This is a genomic window from Bradyrhizobium sp. 215_C5_N1_1 (genome assembly GCF_052075935.1).
In the GTDB taxonomy this organism is placed as follows: Bacteria; Pseudomonadota; Alphaproteobacteria; order Rhizobiales; family Xanthobacteraceae; genus Bradyrhizobium; species Bradyrhizobium barranii.
On the sequence record NZ_CP197228.1, the window covers coordinates 6,273,366 to 6,291,259 of the forward strand.

General features: G+C 64.5%; 15 protein-coding genes and 1 pseudogene. 7 read left to right on the top strand and 9 right to left on the bottom strand.

What is annotated here, in order from left to right:
• Positions 1–3 precede the first annotated feature (3 nt).
• Positions 4–1,704 (top strand): alpha/beta hydrolase, encoded by a 1,701-nt coding sequence (locus tag AB7G19_RS30240; protein ID WP_441268714.1) that lies wholly within the window; start codon positions 4–6, stop codon positions 1,702–1,704.
• Between the two features lie 3 nt (positions 1,705–1,707).
• On the opposite strand, the gene AB7G19_RS30245 is transcribed toward AB7G19_RS30240, so the two are convergent.
• Both AB7G19_RS30245 and AB7G19_RS30250 read right to left on the bottom strand, forming a co-directional pair.
• Positions 1,708–3,291, bottom strand: coding sequence for an MDR family MFS transporter (locus tag AB7G19_RS30245; RefSeq protein WP_441268715.1), 1,584 nt, complete (start codon positions 3,289–3,291; stop codon positions 1,708–1,710).
• 156 nt (positions 3,292–3,447) lie between these two features.
• A complete protein-coding gene (locus AB7G19_RS30250) occupies positions 3,448–3,963 on the bottom strand; it encodes a YcgN family cysteine cluster protein (RefSeq protein WP_085402729.1) in 516 nt (171 codons plus the stop codon).
• Between the two features lie 292 nt (positions 3,964–4,255).
• Here AB7G19_RS30250 and AB7G19_RS30255 point away from each other — a divergent pair, with 292 nt between their 5' ends.
• Genes AB7G19_RS30255 through AB7G19_RS30265 form a run of 3 tightly spaced genes read left to right on the top strand, consistent with a single transcriptional unit; the run spans position 4,256 to position 7,710 of the window.
• On the top strand, positions 4,256–6,541 hold the full coding sequence (locus AB7G19_RS30255; RefSeq protein ID WP_135214850.1) for a transglycosylase domain-containing protein: 2,286 nt from the start codon (positions 4,256–4,258) through the stop codon (positions 6,539–6,541).
• Between the two features lie 9 nt (positions 6,542–6,550).
• Positions 6,551–7,129, top strand: coding sequence for a DUF1214 domain-containing protein (locus tag AB7G19_RS30260; RefSeq protein WP_028149914.1), 579 nt, complete (start codon positions 6,551–6,553; stop codon positions 7,127–7,129).
• Positions 7,126–7,710, top strand: coding sequence for a DUF1254 domain-containing protein (locus AB7G19_RS30265; protein WP_063984559.1), 585 nt, complete (start codon positions 7,126–7,128; stop codon positions 7,708–7,710). Before AB7G19_RS30260 ends, AB7G19_RS30265 begins: the two co-directional genes overlap by 4 nt.
• Before the next feature lie 347 nt (positions 7,711–8,057).
• Here the strand turns inward: AB7G19_RS30265 and AB7G19_RS30270 are convergent, their stop codons facing one another.
• Positions 8,058–8,750 (bottom strand): glutathione S-transferase family protein, encoded by a 693-nt coding sequence (locus tag AB7G19_RS30270; RefSeq protein ID WP_085402727.1) that lies wholly within the window; start codon positions 8,748–8,750, stop codon positions 8,058–8,060.
• On the opposite strand from AB7G19_RS30270, the gene AB7G19_RS30275 reads away from it, so the two are divergent.
• Together AB7G19_RS30275 and AB7G19_RS30280 are read left to right on the top strand one after the other, a co-directional pair.
• Entirely contained in the window at positions 8,737–8,949 is a 213-nt protein-coding gene (locus tag AB7G19_RS30275) for a hypothetical protein (RefSeq protein ID WP_161495875.1), read from the top strand. The two genes, AB7G19_RS30270 and AB7G19_RS30275, sit on opposite strands and share 14 nt — an antisense overlap.
• A 207-nt stretch (positions 8,950–9,156) precedes the next feature.
• Complete coding sequence (locus AB7G19_RS30280) at positions 9,157–10,095, top strand: transcriptional regulator GcvA (RefSeq protein ID WP_085402726.1); 939 nt, start codon at positions 9,157–9,159, stop codon at positions 10,093–10,095.
• A gap of 73 nt (positions 10,096–10,168) precedes the next feature.
• On the opposite strand, the gene AB7G19_RS30285 is transcribed toward AB7G19_RS30280, so the two are convergent.
• The 3 genes from AB7G19_RS30285 to AB7G19_RS30295 form a co-directional block, all read right to left on the bottom strand.
• On the bottom strand, positions 10,169–10,915 hold the full coding sequence (locus AB7G19_RS30285) for a sulfite exporter TauE/SafE family protein (RefSeq protein ID WP_085402725.1): 747 nt from the start codon (positions 10,913–10,915) through the stop codon (positions 10,169–10,171).
• A 129-nt stretch (positions 10,916–11,044) separates the two neighbouring features.
• On the bottom strand, positions 11,045–11,641 hold the full coding sequence (locus AB7G19_RS30290) for a superoxide dismutase (protein ID WP_441268716.1): 597 nt from the start codon (positions 11,639–11,641) through the stop codon (positions 11,045–11,047).
• A gap of 27 nt (positions 11,642–11,668) precedes the next feature.
• Positions 11,669–12,565: a DUF1259 domain-containing protein gene (locus AB7G19_RS30295; RefSeq protein WP_085402723.1), complete on the bottom strand. Its 897-nt coding sequence runs from the start codon at positions 12,563–12,565 to the stop codon at positions 11,669–11,671.
• Positions 12,566–13,277: 712 nt separating this feature from the next.
• On the opposite strand from AB7G19_RS30295, the gene AB7G19_RS30300 reads away from it, so the two are divergent.
• The gene (locus AB7G19_RS30300; protein ID WP_049831723.1) at positions 13,278–14,060 is read left to right on the top strand and encodes a sulfite exporter TauE/SafE family protein; all 783 of its coding nucleotides are present in this window, start codon (positions 13,278–13,280) and stop codon (positions 14,058–14,060) included.
• Positions 14,061–14,067: 7 nt separating this feature from the next.
• On the opposite strand, the pseudogene AB7G19_RS30305 reads toward AB7G19_RS30300, so the two are convergent.
• The 3 genes and pseudogenes from AB7G19_RS30305 to AB7G19_RS30315 form a co-directional block, all read right to left on the bottom strand.
• Positions 14,068–15,241 (bottom strand): annotated as a pseudogene (locus AB7G19_RS30305) (MFS transporter).
• Between the two features lie 28 nt (positions 15,242–15,269).
• Positions 15,270–16,490, bottom strand: coding sequence for an MFS transporter (locus AB7G19_RS30310; protein WP_167768055.1), 1,221 nt, complete (start codon positions 16,488–16,490; stop codon positions 15,270–15,272).
• Complete coding sequence (locus AB7G19_RS30315; protein ID WP_085402722.1) at positions 16,487–17,857, bottom strand: NAD(P)-binding domain-containing protein; 1,371 nt, start codon at positions 17,855–17,857, stop codon at positions 16,487–16,489. Before AB7G19_RS30315 ends, AB7G19_RS30310 begins: the two co-directional genes overlap by 4 nt.
• Positions 17,858–17,894: the final 37 nt, after the last annotated feature.

Here is a 17,894-nt window from a genome sequence, read left to right on the forward strand (position 1 = left end):
TTCATGAATCCAGCTCGGTTCATTCGGCGACAATTGCTGTCGCTGTCCGGCGTCGGCCTCATGCTGGGTGCGCTGTTCTTCGCTGCCGCGCTGACGCCGACGCTGATCCCGCGCAGCTATCTCACGCAAGGCGCCCTCGCCGGCGGTTGCTTTGCGATCGGCTATTTCGCCGGAATCCTGTGGCGCCGGCTGTGGCACTATCTCGAACTGCCCGAGCCTTCGGCGCGCGCAAGATCAGTTGCGAATGCGCTTGTCGCAGTCGGGTGCTTGCTCGTCGTCATCCTCGCCCTCGCGCGCACCGCCGAATGGCAGAACTCGATCCGCACCGTGATGAAGATGGCGCCGGTGGAGACCGCCCATCCGCTCAAGGTCTGCGCCATCGCCCTGATCACGTTCGTCGTGCTATTGGCGCTGGGGCGGCTGTTCGCGCTTGTCGCCCGCTTTCTCGCCGCGCGCACACGACGCCTCGTTCCGCGGAAGGTCGCGAACGTGATCGGCGTGCTCGTCGCAGCCCTGCTGTTCTGGTCGATCGCCAGCAATGTCCTGATCCGCACGGCGTTCAACGCACTCGATTCCTCCTTCCGCGAACTCGATGTTCTGTTCGAGCCGGAGCGGCCGCAGCCAACCGCAGCCGACCGGACGGGAAGCCCGGCATCGCTGGTGAAGTGGACGGAGCTCGGGCGCATGGGGCGCCGGTTCATCGCCTCAAGCCCGACCGCAGCCGAGATCAGCGCCGTCACGGAAAGGCCCGCGCAGAATCCCGTGCGCGTCTATGTGGGGCTCGGCAGCCGCAACACCGCGCAAGCGCGCGCCAGGCTCGCGCTCGAGGAGCTCAAGCGCCAGCACGGCTTCGACCGCAAAATCCTGATCGTCATCACGCCGACCGGCACTGGCTGGATCGATCCGGCCGCGATGGATACGGTCGAATATCTCCACCATGGCGATGTCGCGAGCGTCGCGATGCAGTACTCCTATCTCAACAGCCCGCTGTCGCTGCTGTTTCAGCCCGAATACGGCGCAGAGGCGTCGCGCGCGTTGTTCGCGGAGATCTACGGCTGCTGGACGACGCTGCCGAAGGACAAGCGGCCGATGCTGTATTTGCACGGACTGAGCCTCGGCGCCATGAACTCGGAGAAATCCGCGGAGCTGTTCGAGACGATCGGGGATCCCATTGGCGGCGCGCTGTGGAGCGGGGCGCCATTCGAGAGCCGCATCTGGCGCTCGGTCACTGCGAACCGCAATCCGGGATCGCCGGCCTGGCTCCCGGAATTCCGCGACGGCCGCCTCGTCCGCTTCATGAACCAGAATGGACCGACGGTGCCGCCGGATACGCCCTGGGGGCCGATGCGCGTCGTCTATCTGCAATATGCCAGCGACGCGATCACCTTCTTCGCCTACCGCGACGCCTATCAGGCGCCGGACTGGATGAATGCACCGCGCGGGCCGGACGTGTCGCCGGAGCTGCGATGGTATCCTGTCGTGACGATGCTGCAGCTCGCCCTCGACATGGCGGTCGCGACCGCGACGCCGATGGGCTTTGGCCATGTCTACGCGCCCGAGCATTACGTCGATGCCTGGGTTGCGGTGACAGATGTGAATGATTGGTCCGCCGAAGCACTCGCGAAGCTCAAGGAACAGCTCGCGGCGAAGGCGCGAAAGACGAGCGCAGGTGATGCCGACGACGATCCCGATCGCGGCGGCTAACCCCTACTCCGCCATCTCCACCTGCTGCCTGACGGAGGGGCCGGCGAGTGGCCGCTCCTCCATCATGATCAGGCAGAGCGCGGCGGTGGTCATCAGCGCGGTGGCGGCGCCGAAGACGTAGCGGAAGGCGTGGCGCATGTCGTCGGCGGGAATTGCGATGGCACCCGCGGCGTGATGCTCGCCGGCCAGCGGAACGTCGGTGCCGAGCGCGATCAGCAGGATCGCCGCGAACGCTGCGACCGTGAACGAGGACATCAGCGAGCGGAAGAAGTTCATCGCGCCGGTGATGGTGCCGACTTGCGGGCGCGCGACCGAATTCTGCAGCGAGACCACGCAGACCGGAAAGGTCGTGCCGAGGCCGAGCGCAAACGCGGCCATCAGCATCAGCAAGCCCCACAGCGGCAAGGTGGTGACCGTGAGCGCGAGGCCACACAGCGCGGCCCAGGACGTGCCGATGATGGCAACGCGCTTGTAGTGTTTTGCGCGCGCCATGGTGCGGCCGGCAATCGCCGCGCCGCAGGTCGAGACCGCCGCGAGCGGAATCAATGCGAGCCCCGCCTCGCTGGCGCTGAGATGGTAGACCGACTCGTAATAGAGCGGCAGCTGCACGGTGAGGCCCGTGATCGCACCGAGCCCGCAGCCACCGGCCGTCATGGCGAAAGGCGCCACCGAACCCGTCAATAGCTTCAACGGCAGGAACGGCTCGTCGGCCCGCCGCGCGTGCCACACGAAGGTGACCGCGAGCGCGACAGCGCCGCCCACCATCGCAAGCACCGTCGGCGAGAGCCACGGATAACGCGTGCCGCCCCAGGTCAGCACCAGCATGAAGACGACCGCAGAGGCCATCAGCAGCACGCCGCCGAGCCAGTCGACCTTGCGCTTGCGGTGGAACACCGGGATCTTCTTCATCTTCGGCAGCAGCATCGCGATGGCGGCGGCCGCGAGCGGGAGATTGATCCAGAAGATCATCGACCAGTGCAGATGCTCGGCGAACACGCCGCCGATGACCGGGCCCAAAATGCCGCCGACCATCCAGACGCTGGAGAAATAGGCCTGGTACTGGCCGCGCTCGCGCGGGGAGACGACGTCGGAGATCACGGTCTGCACGACCGGCATGATGCCGCCGCCGCCGAGGCCCTGAAGGCCGCGCGCCAGGATCAGCATCGGCATGTTCGGCGCGATCGCGCACAGCACGGAGCCGGCGACGAACAGGCTGAGCGAAATGATGATCATCACGCGGCGGCCGTAGATATCGCTCAGCGTCCCGAACACCGGTGCGACCGCGGTCGAGGCGAGCAGATAGGCGGTGATGACCCAGGAGAGGTTGGAGACGTCGTTAAACTGGCGCCCGATGGTCGGCAGCGCGGTCGCGACGATGGTCTGGTCGAGCGCAGCCAGGAACATCGTCAGCATCAGGCTGATCACGATGGTCCGGACCTCGTCCTGCGACAACGGCGCCGGCGGCGCGAGCGAAGGCGCGTCGTCGACGCTCAAGACCTCGCTGGGAAGGCGGGACAGCTCTTCGGCAATGTCGTCAGGCAAAGCCTGAATGTCGGCAGAACTGCTCTGCCGGTCGAACTTGTTCATCTCGATCGGAAGCCGTGAGGAGGCGCAAACGCCGCGGAGGATTCGTTCTATGCAGGCAATGTAGAGAGGAAAGTTCTTCTCAGGCAGGCACCGCGGCGCATGGGTGCATCCCGCCGCGGGGTCATCGCGATGACGTGATTCGACGTCGCAGGCGGGTCAGTCCTTCGGACGTCGCTTCAGGCGTGCCCGTTTCGGCAGCTGCGCCGGCCATTGCACGATGTGGTCCTCGAGCTCCTCGTCCGGGATCTCCTCCTCGCTGCCCTCGACCCGGCCGCGGACGGAGACGCCGGCTTCATGAACGGTGTTGGGATCGCCCGAGACCAGCGGATGCCACCAATAGAGGTCGCGCCCTTCGGCGACCAGCTTGTAGCCGCAGCTCGGCGGCAGCCAGTTCAGGGTGCGGACATTGGCCGGGGTCAGGCGGACGCAATCGGGAACCTTGGCGGAGCGATTCCGATAGTCCTTGCAGCCGCAGGTCCCGGCATCGAGCAGCTTGCAGCCGACATGGGTGAAATAGATATCGCCGGTATCCTCGTCCTCGAGCTTGTTCAGGCAGCAGCGGCCGCAACCGTCGCACAGGCTCTCCCATTCGGCCGTCGACAGCTCTTCCAACGTCTTGGTTTTCCAGAAGAATCCTTCCTGGCCTGAAGGTCGTTTGGGAGCTGCGGTCATGCGCCTCAACAAGGGTTCGAAAGAGCTACGGCTCGTTCATCTACGGCGTGCGGCCGGGACGCTGCAAGCAACGCCCAATTGAGGCCCGTAATGAACCGGGGTCAATTAGGCCTGTTGTTCAAAATCGCGAGCCTGACCATTGGTTTATGGGCCCTGCTCGGCTAGAAGGAACAGCAAGTCCCCTCGGACGCGAAACCGGCGCCTTGGGTTTGCCGTAACATTCCCTCAAGACGTCTCGGTGCCGCCCGGCCGGGTGCCTGAACGCTGTCGAACCGAGCCTCAAGGGTTCTAGGTGGTCCAGAACACACCATCCAACTGGAAGAGCCGCATCCGGAATTTCTTTCTGGACCTCGACGCGCGCATCGATTCCTCGCTGTTCTCCTCCGCCAAGGGCATCCGCGAGCTCTACGAGCGCTACTCGACCTTCATGGACCGCTTCTATGTCGGGCGGTGGAAGCGCTGGGTGTTCATCGAGCCGCTGTCGGAGGCCGCGACACTGGGCCTCGGCGGCCTGGTGGTGATGCTCACCCTGGCCATCCCCGCCTTCCGCGAGACCGCGGACGAGGACTGGCTGAAGAAGTCCGACCTCGCGGTGTCGTTCCTCGATCGCTACGGCAACCCGATCGGCAGCCGCGGCATCAAGCACAACGACTCGATCCCGCTGGAAGACTTTCCGGACGTGCTGATCAAGGCGACGCTCGCCACCGAAGACCGCCGCTTCTACGAGCATTTCGGCATCGACATCGCCGGCACCGCGCGCGCGCTCGTCACCAACGCCCAGGCCGGCGGCGTCCGCCAGGGCGGCTCCTCGATCACCCAGCAGCTCGCCAAGAACCTGTTCTTGAGCAACGAGCGCACCATCGAGCGCAAGGTCAACGAGGCCTTCCTCGCGGTCTGGCTGGAATGGCGCCTGACCAAGAACGAGATTCTCAAGCTCTATCTCGACCGCGCCTATATGGGCGGCGGCACCTTCGGCGTCGACGGCGCAGCCCACTTCTACTTCAACAAATCCGCGCGCGACGTGACGCTGGCAGAAGCCGCGATGCTCGCCGGCCTGTTCAAGGCGCCGACCAAATACGCACCCCACATCAACCTGCCCGCGGCGCGTGCCCGCGCCAACGTCGTGCTCGACAATCTCGTCGATGCCGGCTTCATGACCGAGGGCCAGGTGTTCGGCGCCCGCCGCAACCCGGCCTTCGCGGTCGATCGCCGCGACGAGGCCTCGCCGAACTACTATCTCGACTACGCCTTCGACGAGATGCGCAAGCTGGTCGACACCTTCCCGAAGTCGTACACCGAGCGCGTCTTCGTGGTGCGCCTCGCGATCGACACCAACGTGCAGAAGGCCGCGGAAGACGCCATCGAGAACCAGCTGCGCCAGTTTGGCCGCGATTATCACGCGACCCAGGCCGCGACCGTCGTCTCCGACCTCGACGGCGGCATCCGCGCCATGGTCGGCGGCCGCGACTACGGCGCGAGCCAGTTCAACCGCGCCACCGACGCCTATCGCCAGCCAGGCTCGTCGTTCAAGCCTTACGTCTACACCACCGCGCTCCTCAACGGCTTCACGCCGAACTCGATCGTGGTCGACGGTCCGGTCTGCATCGGCAATTGGTGTCCGCAGAACTATGGCCATTCCTATTCCGGCTCGGTGACGCTGACGCAGGCGATCACGCGCTCGATCAACGTCGTGCCCGTCAAGCTGTCCATTGCCATCGGCCAGAAGGAACAGCCGAAGGCGCCGAACCCGGCCAAGCTCGGCCGCGCCAAGATCGTCGAGGTCGCCCGCCGCTTCGGCCTCAAGGCACCGCTGCCCGACACGCCGTCGCTGCCGATCGGCTCGGACGAAGTCACCGTGATCGAGCACGCCGTCGCCTACGCCACCTTCCCCAACCGCGGCAAGGCGGTGACGCCGCATTCGGTGCTGGAAGTGCGCACCGGTGCCGGTGATCCGGTCTGGCGCTGGGACCGCGACGGTCCGAAGCCGCGACAGGCGATCCCGGCCTCCGTTGCCGCCGACATGGCCGGCATGATGAGCCACGTCGTCAGCGAAGGCACCGCGCGCCGCGCCGCGCTCGACGGCATTCCGACCGCCGGCAAGACCGGCACGACCAATGCGTATCGCGACGCCTGGTTCGTCGGATACACCGGCAATTTCACCTGCGCGGTGTGGTACGGCAATGACGACTATTCGCCGACCAACCGCATGACCGGCGGCTCGCTGCCGGCGCAGACCTGGCACGACATCATGGTCACCGCGCATCAGGGCGTCGAGGTCCGGGAAATCCCCGGCATCGGCATGGGCCAGAAGCTGCCGCCGCAGCCGATGGCAGCGCAGGCCAATGCGGCACCGAAGGTGCTGGAGACCAAGCCCGGCCCGCCGCCCGTGCTGACCAAGCGCGGCGCCGACGTGCTGGTGCGCGTCGAGAAGCTGCTCGATGACGCCGCCAGGACCGCGACCAAGGCGGCTGCCGACGACGACAAGCTGGCCAAGCCGGCCTCGTCGACGAGCGCGCTCGCCTTCCCGCAGAACTATGCGGAAGAGAATGCGAATGCATCCGTCCCGCGCAAGAACTGATCGAAACCCGTGCGGCTGATCCTGATCACATTGACGGCCCTTCTGCTCGCGAGCGTGGTCGGCGTCGGCGCGACCTGGATGACGACGACGCGCGGCACCGAGATCGGCGCGCTGACCATCGGCCCCTGGACCGCCCGCCCGCGCACCGGCACCGCCGACGTCGATCCCTATTCGCGCGCCACCATCGTGCGCAATGGCGAGCTGCCGATCGGCACCGGTGACGGCGTCGCCTTCACGGCGACCGCCGACGAGAAGAAGAAGGCGCTCGACGGCCGCTGCGACGTCGTCGTCTCCGGCGTGACGCCGCCGGCGCGGTTCTGGACGCTGACGCTGTACGACCGCAAGGGCCACCTCGTCGCCAATTCGCTGCAGCGCTATGGCTTCACCAGCCAGGAGATCGTGCGGCAGTCCGACGGGACGTTCGAGATCCGCATCGCCTCGCGCTCGCGCGCCGGCAACTGGCTGCCGACCGGCGGCATCGAGCGTTACGCGCTGATGCTGCGCCTCTACGACACCCCTGTCGGCGTTGCGACGCGCACCCAGCGCGATGCGCCGATGCCCACGATCAAGACGGTGGGCTGCTCATGATCCGCCTGATGTTCACCATCGTCGCGGGCGTGGTGCTGGGCCTCGTGGTCCATCTCGTCAGCGTGCTGGCGCTGCCGCGGATCGCGACACAGGACGCCTATTCGCGGCTGACGCCGATGACGAAGCTCAACGCCGTGACGCAGCTTCCCCTCGCCGATCCCAACAATTCGCCGATGCCGTTCATGGACCCGGCCTTCGCGATCGCGATCTGCCGCTATGATCTCACCGGCGGGCCGCTCAAGCTTACGGTGCCGGTGAGCCAGGCCTACACCTCGGTGTCGTTCTACACCCGCAACGAGATCGCCTATTACGCCATCAACGACCGCTCCGCCGGCAAGAAGGTGATCGAGCTCGACCTCATGACCGAGCCGCAGCATAACGAGCTGCCCGAGGACGAAGAGATCACCGCGGCCGACCGCCTGATCATCGATTCCCCTGCTACCACCGGCCTGATCGTGATGAAGGCGCTCGCCGCCGAGCCCGGCCTGATGCAGCAGGCGCAAAACTCGCTTCAGGCTGCGACCTGCGCGCCGCAGACAGAAGCGCCGGCCAAGGCGGAAGCGCCGCGCGGGCGGCGCTGAAACGCGGCCATTTCGGCGCCCTCAAAACAAGAACTGAAAAACAACCCCATGCACAGTAGCGGGGGCGTTGAAACTGTTAGCTAATCTGAACGACCGATCAGCAGCAGCGCGACCTCAGCGGCGAGACCATTTTGGCCGCCTTTGACACGTCGGGCAAAACACTGGCATGATGGCAACATCGAAAGTTCGTAACACCCGCGGCGGAGCAATCCGCCGCGTTTTTTTCATGTCGTAGCACAGGTTGCCGTGATCTAAGGATCACCGTCGTCCCCCGCCGCTCGAAAACGCAATCCACTGCGTCGGGTACCTGGCGGAAAGTCCCTGCCCCCAGTGTCAGTCCACCTAGCTCAATATCTCGGGCGGTGCGAGTGCGCCCACTCGCGGGCATGCGCAATGGGCGCGCGCGGCGGCAGGATCGCGCGCAGCTTCTGCGTCGTCGGCAGGCTCTCCATGCGCTCCCGCCATAGACAGAACGCCGGATATTTCGGGTACATGGCCTTGCCTTCCTCCGTCAGGCTGAACGCAAAGGTGCTTGGCAACAGGTAGAAATCCGCGATCGAGAGTTCTGGACCGAGGAGGTAGTCCCGACCATCGGCGAGCTCGCGCTCGATGGCCACGAGTGCGTTCTCGACCTTCGGCAGTGCGTGCGCCACCACCTTCTCGTCGGATGCAATCCCGAGCTCGGGAAACACCAGCCGCTCGTGGGTCACATGGTAGATCATGTAGGGATAGACGTAGGAATCGACGACACCGATCCATTGATTCATGCGAGCCCGCGCGTGCGGGTTCTGCGGCGTCAGCCGTGCTCCCGCGAACACCTCGTCGATGTAGCCGACGATGGCGCGCGTCTCGTAGACGGTGAAGTCGCCGTGCCGGAAGATCGGAACGCGGTTGAACGGATGGAGCGCGAGATGCTCGCTCCTGCCCATCACGGGCTCGAGGTCCTCGAAGCGGTAGGCCACGTCCTTGTGGGTGAGGACGAGCCGCACGATGTTGACGAACGTGCTGCGGGGAAAGCCGTAAACGATGGTCTCGGACATCTTTTCTCCTCCCGGTTCGCTTGCCGTCGATCGGGCTCGATCAGCGCCAGAACGGCTTGTTCGCTTGCTCCAAGGCCTCTTCCCGAGTGAGCCCGAGATCGGCAAGGAGATGGGGATTGTCGGCAATCGCGCGAAGATCGTCGCGCTGATTTACCCGCTCGATGCGGGCAAGCCATCCGCCGATCAACGCCTGCCATGAATTTTGCTTATGATCCGCAGCCGTCGCGCTGCGTCGAACTCGCGCCGGAAAACCGCGATCGGCAATAGGTATTGACATTTATTGCCTCCAAATCCCATGATTTCGTGTCGTGGCCGCCTGCATAGGGCCGGCAGGGCAAAGTCCGCAAAGCATCGTTTCTCGGGCCAGCCCCAATTTTTCTCATGAAGTCCCTCAGGAAGGTGCGTCATGCGCCCGCGTTTGCCACCGCTGAACGCACTAAAGGCCTTCGAAGCCGCAGCCCGCCACGAGAGCTTCACGCGGGCCGCCGAAGAGCTGTGCGTCACGCAAGGTGCGGTGAGCCATCAGGTCAAGGCGTTGGAAACGGAGCTCGCCATCAAGCTGTTCAGCCGCGAGCGCCAGCGCCTGATCATCACGGAAGCGGGCCGCGACTATCTCGCGGTGATACGCGATGCGCTGGATCGAATTGCCACCGGAACGGAGCGGCTGTTGCAGCGACAGAACGCAGGCGTGCTCACGGTCAGCACGTCCCCGGATTTTGCCGCCAAATGGCTGGTGCATCGCCTCGGCCATTTCGCGGAAGCGCATTCGGGAATCGATCTCCGCGTCTCGGCAACGATGCATCACGTCGATTTTGCGCGTGAGGAGGTCGATCTTGCGGTCCGCCATGGCGATGGAAACTGGCCGGGCCTCGATGCCACAAGGCTCTGCACGGAACGGCTCTTCGCCGTATGCAGTCCCAAGCTGCTGTCGGGACGCCGCCGCATCGGCGGGGTCGCGGATATCCTGAGATTTCCCCTGATCCACCTCGACAGCAGATCCGACTGGGCAGATTGGCTACGTGGCGTCGGCATTGACGACGCCGATGTCACGCATGGTCCGGTGCTCAATCGCGCCAGCATGGTCATCGATGCCGCAATCAACGGCCAGGGCATCGCCCTGGCCCGCACGACATTAGGCGCCTGGGACCTGATCAATGGACGGCTGGCGCTGCCCTTCCCGGAGTCGGTGCCATTGTCGAAGAGCTATTGGATCGTCTGCCCCAAGGCGACCGCGTCACTTCCGAAGATTGCGACATTTCGTGACTGGCTGCTCGCGGAGGCGTCGAGCGACCTGCGCCTGCTTAAATCCGTCACCGGAACACCAAAGGCAGCGAGGCGGCGATAAGGCCTCTTTCCGGCGATTTTCTCGTCCGCGGAGAATAGTCCGAGGTGGTAAGCCGCCGGGGATTCGGCTGATATCAACGCAGTCCGAACGACAGCACCGATGCGATCAGCGACAATCCCGCGAGCAGCAGAAGCGCCAGCACGGTCCTGCGGAAGTTCTCATCGTTGATCTTGCCGAACAATTTGAAACCGGACCAAAGGCCGGCGACCATGAAGGGAACGCCGAGCGCATAGAGCACCAGCGTCTCCCTGGTAATGGTACCGGCTACGGCCTGAGAGCTCGAGATGACAACGAACGCCACGAACAACACCGGCTGAAATACCGCGCGCTGCACGTCCTTGGGCCAGCCACGCCATTGGCAGGAAATCGTCGAGATGACGCCGCCGAGCCCTGTCAGGCCGCCAAGCAAGCCGTTGGAGACGCCAATGGCGATATCGGCCCCGACTCCGATCTTTACCGGAGCGAATACGGGCTTCGTCAGGCCGTAGATTGCGTAGAGCACCAGCAGGACCCCCACACCAAATCGGAGGTAGCTGGGGTTCAGGTAAGCGAGAATGCTGACGCCGATCGGGATGCCGATGACAGTTCCGAGCGCGAGCGGCCAAGCCTTCCGAAGGTCGAGGAGACGTCGCAGCTTGAAGATGCCGTAGCCCTGCGTGAGCAAGCCGTAGCCCGCGATCAAGGTAGCGGTCTGCATCGGCGTGATGATGTGCAGCCATACGCCCGACACCACGAGGCCCATGGCGAATCCGGAAAAGCCGCTGACGAAGCCGCCAGCGAGCGCGGCAAGAGCGAAGAGAGCGAAGACAGGTCCTTCCATAGCTCGTCTCCCCAAGAACAATGCAGGCGAGCACTTGGATGGATATCCATCTGATGGGGAGGTCGCGGGTCCCCGCAGTCGATCGCTCGTTTGGCAATACCTCGGCGTCCTATCCCCCTCCCGCCTCTTTCAGGATTCCCCGGCGTATCGATCGTACAATTTGGCGGCGTTCTCCCAGCGAATGGCCTCCATGTAGACGTCGACATAGCGGGCGGCGGCAGCGCCGAAATCCATGTGATAGGCGTGCTCATACATGTCGAGCACCAGCACCGGCCGACCGCCGGCGAGCGTTGTGGTATGATCTGCGGCCCATTGATTGATGAGCCACCCGTCACGGGGTGAATAGGCAAGGATCACCCACCCCGAGCCGCCGCCTTCGGCCTTGCCCATGGCTGCGAATTCCGTACGCCAGCGCTCGATGCTGCCAAAGTCGCGCGCAATCGCATCGGCGAGAGCGCCGCTCGGCCTCTCGGATCCACCAAGACCGTCGAAGTAGATCTCGTGCAGGATCATCGAGTTCGTTGCGATCAACTCCTCGCGCTTCAGGCCGTTGATGAGAAAGTTCGGCGCCTTGGCGAAATCGAGCTCTGCGAGCTGAGCGCCAATCGCGTTGAGCCACTTCACGGCTCCGCCGTAGTTGTTCTCGTAGTGGCTGACGAGCACCTTTTCGGAGATGCCGCTGATCGACTTTGGATCGAACGGCATCGGCTTGGGTTCGTAACGCATCGGGCGTCTCCTCCCTCGATCTTTGGCTCAACTCTTCGTGCTGGCAGTCTTGTCCAAGGCCGCGCGCAAGCCTTCGGCGAGCTTCACAGCATCGTCGTTCGCCCAGAAGTGCATGAAGAAAAGCCGCGGCTGCTCATCCAGCATGTGGCTATGCAGCGCGGTCACCTCGATGCCGTGCGCGCGCAGCGCCAGAATGACAGGGTTGACCTCGTTGCCCGTCAGTACGAAGTCGCCCGTGATGGCCGCCTTCCCGCCCTCGGTCGGCTGGAAGTTGATACCGATCGCAACGCCCATTGGAGCGACGGGGGTCAATGGCATGCCGTCTTGCGTGATCGGATCACGTCGCTTCACGTTGAATTGGTAGACGCCTCCGTTGGCCTGTCCCTTGCTGCCGATAATCTGGTCGAGCTTCGCGGTGTCGAGGTCCACGGCCGGCGGCGGGCTCGCCGGCGCTGCGACGGTCAATGGAGTCTTGCTTTCGGCGAGTGCATCGTGGATCGCAGCGGCGAGCTTGACCGGGTCCCCGTGCCCGGCAACATGCATGTAGAACGTCGCCGGACTCGCGCGCAGCAGATGATTGTGGATGGCCGTGATCTCGAGGCCGTTCGCGATCATCTTCGCCATCACAGGATTGATCTCGGTTTCGAGCAGCACGAGGTCGCCCATGACCATGGCGCCGCCGTGCCCAGGCTTGAACGCAACCCAGCCGCCGAGCGCCAGCGCCGGCTTGATCGTCACCCCGTCCAGCGTCACGGAGAGATCGCTGCGGGGAAAGCCGTAGCGGTGGACGTCGTCCGAAACGGCGGGCTTGCGGCCCAGCGTCTCGTCAACCTTCTGCCAGTCGATGTTCTGCGCTTGAGCCGTCGAGACCGAGCCAAGGAGGCAGGCGCCGAGACCGATGAACGCGAAGAGTGTGTTTCTCATTGATGTGCTCCTAGGTCTTGAAGCAGCTGCGGCTAATCACGCCCCGAGATCGATCGCATCGGTCCATCAAGCGGGAGGCCCAATCCTGGACGTCGCGCGAGCGTCGCCCGGCGCCGGGTATCAGGCGGGGGTCGGCTGAGACGTCCCCGTCAATGCGCGCATCGATAAGCGCCGGCGTATTCGCCGTGCCGATCAGTCTAGATAATCTGCCGGAAGAAATGGGGATGTATGATGCTGACATGCTGCGCCCTTGGTGATTAAGGACGCGATACTTGGGCATGTCGCCTCACGGGGAGATCGCACATCCCCGTAGCGGCGAATTAAAACCCGGATGGCCGAACTGTCAACCTGCTTAAGTCGGGGAATGCAGAAGTCATCGGAGGCACGTCACGAGGATTGCGCCGACGGTTTGGAACCTTTGGCACGTCGAGCAAAAGACCGGCATACCGGCAGCATCTAAAGTTCGTAACACCCGCGCGGAGCAATCCGTCGCGGTTTTTTTCATGTCGGAGCAAAGCGAGCCATGATCGAAGGATCGTCATCGTCTCCTGCCGCTCGAAGCCGATTGGACGTAAGTTTGCAACGCCCAAGATTCTAGACTAGCCTGTTCTTCAGCCCCACGCCCTGCCGTAAGCAGGTGTGAAGCTCCCCGCCACGACGGATTACGGGCAAGTCTAGTTTCGCGCACCAGCGCATTTTTTCCGTCGTGACCATGCGAAACAATTCCGCCGCGTTCGGCTCGGGCGCAATCATCGGTACCTTGGGCGGCCTCATCGGCCTCGGGGGCGCCGAATTTCGTCTGCCGCTACTCATCAGCTTGTTCAGGTTTCGCGGTCTTGAAGCCGTGGTCCTCAACAAGGCGACGAGCCTGATCGTGGTGGCCAGCGCGCTGCCATTTCGTGCCCGCGCCGTTCCCTTTGCCGAAATATATGCGCATTGGCCGGTCATCCTGAATCTGCTGGCGGGCAGCCTTGTTGGCGCCTATGCCGGAGCATCCTGGGCGACGCGCCTCAAGTCCGAAACGCTCTACAAGGTCATAGCCGTCTTGTTGCTGCTGATCGCAGGTGTGCTTCTGTTCGCACACAGCACTGCGGCAGCACCCGCCCCGGCGCTGACTGGCATGTACCTGATTATCGCGGGCGTAGCGGCAGGCTTCGTGATTGGCATCGTGGCGTCGTTGCTCGGCGTTGCCGGTGGAGAGTTCCTGATCCCCACCCTGATCCTGCTGTTCGGCGCGGACGTCAAGCTGGCAGGCAGCCTCTCACTCGCGGTAAGCCTTCCGACGATGCTGGTGGGCTTCGCGCGCTATAGCCGCGATCAGAATTTTTCAGTGCTCCGCGCCAACTGGCAGTTCATGCTTGCAATGGCGATCGGATCGATCGTCGGTACATTCATCGGCGGCTTGCTGCTCGGCGTTGTCCCGAATTCGATTCTTTTGCCGGGATTGGCTGCGATCCTGGTCATCTCAGCCGTGGAGATATGGCGGCACGAGTAGAGCTGGCTCAGCCGTGATGCGTTCGATCCATCCGCGCCCAGAGCAGCGCGAACGGACCGAGCGCAATGCCGGCCGCAAGAACGACGAACGCCAGCAGCCAGGCCGGTCGCGCTCTGTGGGCCGCCGGCGGCGTCGAGCGCGGCGCCGGTTCCCCAGGCTCCGACCGCCGACAGACCGAAGCCGACCGTCGAATGCAAGGCCAGGGTCGCGCCGCGATGTTCGGAAATCGCAGCGGCAGACATGCCGGCAGTCAACGCACCTGAATCGGCGGGCACGGTCAGGCCATAGGCGAGCAGCAGCAGTGCGAGCACCCATGCCGGCGCCGTCGCGCTGAGCCCGATGATAAGTGCGACACAGGCCGATGCGATCATGACGACCGTGATCGCCCGATGGCGGCCGAATTTCAGCGCGGCCTCGTTGCCGAGGATGCTTGCGGGCATCGAGATCACCGCGAAGCAGAAGCTCAGCACGACGGGACTCAACCAAGACGGCGCGCCCTGGTGCGCAACGACGAACGTCCAGAACCCGACCAGCCAGGTGCGGATGCCGTAAAGCTCGAAGCAGTGCGCGCCGTAGCCGAGGATGTAACCGAGCGCCTCGCGGTTGGCGAAGACGGGCGCGAAGTTGAGCAGACGCCCCGCCTTCGGCGCGGGCCGCTGCTCCCGCATCAGAAGGCACGCGATGACCATGGCGACGGGGCCGAAGCCAGTGACGAGGAAGGCGATCCGCCAACCCCAGCGGTCGGCGATCAGTTGCGCGACCAGGAACGAGAGGCCGACGCCGACGGAGAAGCTCGACGTATAGAGAGTAACGGCGCGCGAGGTGTCGCCGGCGGGAAGCCGGTCCGTCAGCGCCTTCAATCCCGGCATGTAGGCGCCGGCAAAACCAAGTCCTGCAAGGGACCAGATCGCGGTCGCCGACCAGAACCCTTGCGCGAAGATTCCGAACGCTGCGGTCGCGAGCCCGCTGACGATCGAGCCCCAGAGCAGGACAATCCGCGCGTCGATCCGGTCGGTCAACGTCGTCAGCACGGGCACCGCGAGCATGTAGCCGAATGCATAACCGCTTGCCATCAAGCCGCCTTCGGCCGCCGACAGTCCCCACTCAGGCATCAGGTGCTGCGCCAGATTTGCGGACAACGTCACATGCGGCAACAGGTTGCCGACCTGCCCTATGCACATCACCGCAATCAGAGACCGGCCGCCGAGCTTACGAATTTTGTTCTCCCACCTGAAGCGGCGCTGAGTTTGCCCGCTCCGTACGAAGCAGCAAGAGAGCGAAGAAGGCCGAGACCGAGACGAGCGCGCTGATCCACAGCGCACTGCTGCCGAAGTGCTCCACCATCAGCCCCAGTGCGAGCGGCGCGGCGGCACCCGTCAGTCTAGAAGGCAGCGAGATCATGCCGACCCGCTTGCCGAATCCGGCCGGCCCAAACAGCGCCAATGGAAGCGTCCCACGGGCAATGGTGATGATGCCGTTGCCCGCTCCGTACAGCACCGTGAAGGTCGACGCGAGCAAGGGTCCGCCCATCACCAGCGCAACGACGCCGATCGGATTCATCAGCATGGCCAGCCTCGCCGACAGCAGCGGGTGAAACCGGGCGAGCCATCCTGCTTCCAGCAGACGCGCGCCGACTTGTGCAGGCCCGACCAGCGCGCCCGCGAGCAGGGCCTGAGCCGGTGTCGCGCCGAACGCAACCAGCATGGTCGGCAGAATGGCCGAGATGCCCGAACTGACGAAGCTAGCTGCCGCGAACATGTAAGCCAGCAGCACCATCGCGAAGGTCTCGCTCTGGCGTCCGGATTGCTGGATTGCACCCGGCCCCGGTCGAGCCTGCTGGTCCAATGGGACGGCGCGCGGCAGCGAGAGATTGAGCGGCAACGCAACAGCGATATGGATCGCCGCCCATATCTGACAGGCGACGCGCCAGCCGTACTCCGACGCGAGCCAGGTCGTGAGGGGCCAGCCGAGCGTGCTGGCGAAACCGGCGATCAGCGTGATGCCGGTGATGGTTCGTCGTGCATTGGTACCGTAGATGCGCGCAAGCGTCGCAAAGGCCGCCTCATAGAGGCCCATCCCCATGCCGATCCCCAGCAGCGCCCAGGCCGCAATCAGCACCGCCATGCCATGGGCCACGGACAGCAGGAGCAAGCCTGCCACAAACACGAGGTTCGAGATTGCGAGCAGGCTGCGCCCGCCAAACGTATCGATGGCATGCCCCACGCGCGGGCCGAGCAGGCCAGAGATGACGAGCGCTCCCGACAGCGCGCCGAACACGTAAGTCGGCGCGAGACCGAGATCGCGCGCAATCGGCGCAGCCAGGATGGCCGGGAGATAATAGCTCGACGCCCATGCAACCGTTTGCGCGGTGCCGAGCGCGGCGACGACGCCGAGCGGGCCTCGGGCTTGGCCCGCGAGAACTCGCTTCATGAACAACCACACCCCGAACCGCCGGCCTTCTTGGCTGTTTCGTCGGCAGAACAGCAGGCGGACAAATCCTCCTTCGCCGGCCCGCCGCAACATCCCGATGCGGTCCCGGCGGCCTCGACACCGCCACGTGTGCAGACGCCGGTCTCCGGCAGCACAAGCTCCACCCTCGCCGCCGCCTCCTTGTCGCCAGCGAGATCGGCCGCAATCGAGCGAACCTGCTCATAACCCGTCATCATCAGGAAGGTCGGAGCGCGGCCGTAGGACTTCATGCCAGCCATGAAGAAGCCCGCTTCATCATGCGCGAGCTCGCGCGCGCCGTGTGGACGCACCGTCCCGCAGCTATGCTCGTTGGGATCGATCAGCGGCGCCAGAGCGACCGGTGCCTCGATGGCGGGATCGAGCCGCAGACGCAGTTCAGACAGAAAGGAGAAGTCTGGACGGAAACCCGTCGACACGATCAGTTCGTCCACGACCACGCTTCGCCCACCGCAACAGGACCCTGCCGCGATCTTGAGGCGACCTTCGGAGTCCGAGAGGTGCGTGACGCCGAATTCGGTTTCGACCTTGATCTTCCCGGAGGCCACAAGTGCGGCGAAGGCACTGCCGAGTTCGCCGCGTGCCGCGAGTTTATCGTTACGGCCGCCGCCAAAAGCCTTCGCGGGATCGGCGCCGCGCAACAGCCAGACAGGCTGCGTACCCGGCACTTCGCCGGCGAGATACACGAGATCAATGAGAGTACCAACCGCGGAGTGGCCCGCGCCCAAGACAGCAACGGTCTTGCCAGCATATCTGGAACGAGCGACACCCCGGACATCCGGCATGCCATAGGCGACACGGTCGCCGTATTCGGGCTCGCCGATCGCCGGCAAGCCATTGCGGCCGGCCGGATTGGGGGAGAACCATGTGCCTGAGGTATCGATCACGGCATCTGCACGCAGAACCTCGGGCCCCCTGCCGTTCTGGTAGCGGATTTCAAAAGGCGCCTGCTCGCGCCCCCTGGTCTTCGCCTTGTCGAAGCCGACGCGGCTGATGGCCGAGACGCGGCTGGAGGTCCGGATCACATCGCGCAGCGACGTTCGCGTCGCAAGCGGCGTCAGGTATCGATCGAGCAGTTCGCCGCCGGTCGGATAGGATTGCGGGTCCGGCGAATTCCATCCCGTCGGTGCAAGCAAGCGCGCGGCGGCCTTGTCGACATTGTACTCCCACGGCGAGAAGAGCTGGACCTGCTGCCACTGGCGGACGGCGTGTCCGGCTTCGGGTCCGGCCTCGAGCACAATGGGAGACATGCCGCGCTCGAGCACGTGCGCGGCCGCAGCCAGGCCGACCGGTCCTGCCCCGATAATGGCAACTGTCTTTCCGCCGCTCATTTCGCTACTCCGATTGTTCTAGAATCATCGAATAATT